Origin of the sequence: Kitasatospora sp. RG8 (genome assembly GCF_017813315.1) — a bacterium.
Classification (GTDB): Bacteria; Actinomycetota; Actinomycetes; order Streptomycetales; family Streptomycetaceae; genus Kitasatospora.
Genome location: NZ_JAGIYX010000075.1, coordinates 1 through 4,349, shown reverse-complemented (window position 1 = coordinate 4,349; position 4,349 = coordinate 1). Strand labels below are relative to the sequence as shown.

3 protein-coding genes are annotated in these 4,349 nt (G+C 73.1%); all 3 read left to right on the top strand.

What is annotated here, in order from left to right:
- The first annotated feature begins 356 nt into the window (after positions 1–356).
- A complete protein-coding gene (gene pstC, locus J5Y04_RS41010) occupies positions 357–1,373 on the top strand; it encodes a phosphate ABC transporter permease subunit PstC (protein ID WP_209417648.1) in 1,017 nt (338 codons plus the stop codon).
- 91 nt (positions 1,374–1,464) lie between these two features.
- Positions 1,465–2,727, top strand: coding sequence for a phosphate ABC transporter permease PstA (gene pstA / locus J5Y04_RS41005; protein WP_209417647.1), 1,263 nt, complete (start codon positions 1,465–1,467; stop codon positions 2,725–2,727).
- 38 nt (positions 2,728–2,765) lie between these two features.
- The coding region (locus tag J5Y04_RS41000; protein WP_209417646.1) for a substrate-binding domain-containing protein at positions 2,766–4,349 on the top strand (1,584 nt) is incomplete at its 3' end.

Below are 4,349 nucleotides of genomic sequence, written 5' to 3'. Positions count from 1 at the left end.
CCCCGACCGGGCCGGCGGCGCGCGCCTGCTGCTGCCCATCGCCCTGGTCACGGGCCTCGTCCTGCTGATCGGCGGCCCGGCGGCCCTGCTGCTCGGCGGCACGCCCGCCGGGGCGAGGGCGACGGCCGCGCTGCGCGGAGGCTGGACGCGGCTGCGCCGCCGGCCCTGACCGGCCGGCAGCAGCCGGCCGTACGGGCTCGGCGGGGCCGCCGTCCCGGCCCCGCCGAGCCCGTCCCGGACCCCGGCCCCGTCCGGAGTCCGGGCCCGTACCGACCGAGCACTCCCGTACCGAGCACTCCCGTACCGAGCACTCCCGTACCGAGCACGTCCGCATCGAGCGTCCCGGAGAGCAGACCATGACAGCCGCCGCCGAGCCCGCGGCACCCCATGCCGGGGCTCCCCAGCGTGATCCCGACGTACCCCGCACCATCACCGCCCCCGCGACGCCGGGCGACCGGGTGTTCCGTGGTCTGCTCCGGGCCGCCGGCCTCTCGGTCTTCGCCGTCATGGGGCTGATCGCGTTCTTCCTGGTGCTGCGCGGCGCGGCCGCCCTGCGCGAGGTGGGCTGGTCCTTCCTCACCGAGCAGAAGTGGCAGACCCAGGCGCACAACTTCGGCATCGCCGCGGTGCTCCCGAACGGCCTGCTGATCGCCGTGATCGCCCTGGTCATCGCGGTGCCGGTGGCGCTCGGCACCGCCGTCTTCATCTCCGAGTACGCACCGCAGCGGCTCCGGGCGACGCTGGTCTCGCTGGTCGACCTGATGGCGGCGATCCCGAGCATCGTCTACGGGCTGTGGGGGCTCTTCTTCCTCCAGCCGCGGATCATCGGGTTCGTCCGCTGGCTGGCCAACCACCTCGGCGACACGATCCCGTTCCTCAAGGTGCGCACCGGTGACATCGGCACCTCGTACACCTCCTCCACCTTCATCGCCGGGGTGGTCGTCTCGCTGATGATCATCCCGATCGTCACCTCGCTCAGCCGGGAGGTGTTCTCGCAGGCGCCCCAGGGCGAGCGGGAGGGCGCCTTCGCGCTCGGCTCCACGCGCTGGGGGATGATCCGCACGGTGGTGCTGCCGTTCGGCCGCGGCGGCGTGATCGGCGCGGTGATGCTCGGCTTCGGGCGGGCGATGGGCGAGACCATCGCCGTCGCGCTGATCATCTCGCCGAACTTCGAGGCCATCACGCACATCCTGGAGAACGGCGCCAACTCGATCTCGGCGCTGATCGCGTTGCGCTTCGGCGAGTCCGACGACCTCTCGCTCTCCGCGCTGATGGCGGCCGGCCTGGTGCTCTTCTCGCTGACGCTGCTGGTCAACCTGGCGGCCGGCTTCGTCATCAACCGGTCCCGCTCCGGGGCCTCGACGGCCGACTGATGGCCGCGCACTCCCCGGGGCCGCAGCGTCCGGCCCCGCACCGCCCGGACCCGTACCAACCGCCGGCGATCGGCCGTGAAGGGACCACCCGATGACCACCCTCGATCTTCCGCCCGCAGCGCCGCCCGCAGCGCCGCCCGCAGCGCCGCCCGCCGCGGGCGCGCCGCCGGAGGCGCCCGCGCCCGACCGCCCCGAGAAGAGGGTGCGGCTCGGCGGCTTCACCCGGGAGGACGTGCTGACCCCGGTCGGCGCGCTGGCCGGCTCGCTCGCCCTGGACTGGATGCTGTACGAGCGCATCCTGCCGTTCAGCGGCGTGCTCGGCTTCCTGGCCTGCTGGTACCTGCTCTTCCTGGCCGGCTACTTCGCGCTCGGCAGGCTCCAGTGGGGGCCGCTGCTGGTCCGCGAGCGGCTGGTCGCGGCGGTCGCCTGGAGTTCGGGGCTGCTGGTGGTGGCCCTGATCGTCGACCAGATCGGCTACGTCCTGTCGCGCGGCCTGGAGGCCGCCAGGCACCTGAACTTCTTCACCGAGTCGATGGACCACACCGCCGCGCTCTCCCCGATCACCTCGGGCGGGGCGCTCAACGCGCTGGTCGGCTCGCTCGAACAGCTGGGCCTGGCCACGCTGTTCGCCGTGCCGCTGGGCATCGCGGCGGCCGTCTTCATGTCCGAGGTCGGCGGCCGGATGGCCCGGCCGGTGCGCACGCTGGTCGAGGCGATGACGGCGCTGCCGTCGATCGTCGCCGGGCTCTTCATCCTCGGCATCGTGATCATCACCTTCGGTTTCGAGAAGAGCGGGTTCGCGGCCTCGCTGGCGCTCACCGTGATGATGATGCCGATCGTCACCCGGGCCGCCGAGGTGGTCATCCGGCTGGTGCCCGGCACGCTGCGGGAGGCCTCCTACGCGCTCGGCGGCAGCCAGTGGCGCACGGTGTGGAACGTGGTGCTGCCCACGGCCCGTCCGGGCCTGGTCACCGCGGTGGTGCTCGGCATGGCGCGCGGGGTCGGCGAGACCTCGCCGGTGCTGCTGACCTCCGGCTTCACCTCGCAGTTCAACGGCGACCCGTTCAGCGAGCACCAGGTGTCGCTGCCGCTCTACATCTGGAACTACGTCAAGCAGCCCTACCCCGAGATGGTGGCCCGGGCGTTCGCCGCCGCGCTCACCCTGATGGCCGTGGTGCTGATCCTCTTCGTCACCGCGCGGGTGCTCGGCGGCCGCCGGCCCGGGCAGTTGTCGCGGCGTCAGAAGCGGCGCATCGACCGCGACGCCCGCCGCGGCGAGGCCGCGGCCCGGGCCGAGGCCCCCGCGCCCGCCCCGGGCCGCACCGTCACCGCCCGACCCGTCGGGGAGTACTGATGCCACGCCCAACCGCCCTCCGTACCAGAGGAGTTCCCATGTCGTGGGAGGCCGCAAGCCGCCCCGTGGCCCGCACCCTCGCGGTGCTGCTGTCCCTGCTGCTCGCCGCGGCCTCCCTGCTGCTGGGGCAGAGCACCCCCGCGTACGCGGCGGTCGCCCTCAACGCGGACGGCTCCAGCTGGGCCGGACCGGCCATCGACCAGTGGCGCCAGGACGTCGCGCCGCAGGGCATCCAGATCAACTTCAACCCGGTCGGGTCGGCCGCCGGCCGGACCCAGTGGAGCATCGGCCAGGACGACTTCACCGCCTCGGACGTGCCGTTCCGCACCAAGCCGGACGACGGGCTGGGGTCCGGCGGTCACAGCAGCGGCTCAGGCAACCCGGAGAACCCGGTCTACGGCTACTCCTACGTGCCGGTCACGGCCGGCGGCACCACCTTCATGTACAACCTGGTCGTGGGCGGCAAGCAGGTCCGTGACCTGCGCCTCTCGCCGCAGACCATCGTGGACATCTTCACCAACAAGATCACCAACTGGAACGACCCGAAGATCACCGCGGACTACGGGAAGGCGCTGCCCAGCACGCCGATCACCCCCGTCGTCCGCTCCGACGGCTCGGGTGCGACCGCCCAGTTCACCCGGTGGATGGAGCACACCCACCAGGGCCAGTGGGACGACTACTGCAAGAGCGTCAACGGCGTCGCGTGCGGCGACTACACCGAGTTCTTCCCGAAGTCCGGCCGGATGGTCGCCCAGAACGGCTCCGACGTCGTCGCCGGCTACATCAAGGCCCCGGCCGGCGTCGGCACCATCGGCTACGACGAGTACGCGTTCGCCAAGCGCAGCAACTGGCCGGTCGTGAAGGTGCTCAACCCGGCGGGCTACTACTCCCTGCCGACCGCCTCGAACGTCGCCGTCGCGCTCACCGCCGCCAGGATCCGCGGGGTCGACGACTCCACCTCGCCGGACGACCCCAACTACCTCCAGCAGAACCTCGACGGCGTCTACTCGATGAACGACCCGCGGTCGTACCCGATCTCCAGCTACAGCTACCTGATCGTGCCGCGGGCCAACAGCCTCAAGCCGCTGCCGAAGTTCACCAACGAGAAGGGCTCCGCGCTCAGCCGCTTCCTCGCCTACGTGCTCTGCGAGGGCCAGGGCGAGGCGGACGGCCTCGGCTACTCGCCGATCCCGCGCAACCTGGTGCGCGGCGGCCTGCTGCAGACCCAGCACATCCCCGGCAACGCCAGCCCGGTCGACCCCAACTCCCTCTCCAACTGCGCCAACCCGACCTTCAACGGAGCCGGCGAGCTGACCGTCCTCAAGGACGCCCCGCAGCCCAGCCCGTGCGACGCCAAGGGCGCGCCGCTGGACTGCACGGTGCAGGAGGGCAAGGCGGTGAAGAGCGGTTCGGGCTCCGGGACCTCCGGGGGCTCCGCCGCGGGCGGCGCCGCGGGTTCGGGCGGCACCGGCGGCACCGGCAAGGCGGGCACCGGGAAGACGCCCGGCGCGGCCGGCACGGCCGGCGGCTCGGGCGGCACCGGCGGGTCCGGGGGCACGGGCGGTGCGGGCGGCGCCGCGGGCGGCACGGGTGGCACCGGCGGTGCCGCCGGTGGGGACGCC

Coding starts and splice junctions, on each gene's coding strand:
- pstC (WP_209417648.1), top strand. CDS start 357: ATGACAGCCGCCGCCGAGCCCGCGGCACCCCATGCCGGGGCTCCCCAG.
- pstA (WP_209417647.1), top strand. CDS start 1,465: ATGACCACCCTCGATCTTCCGCCCGCAGCGCCGCCCGCAGCGCCGCCC.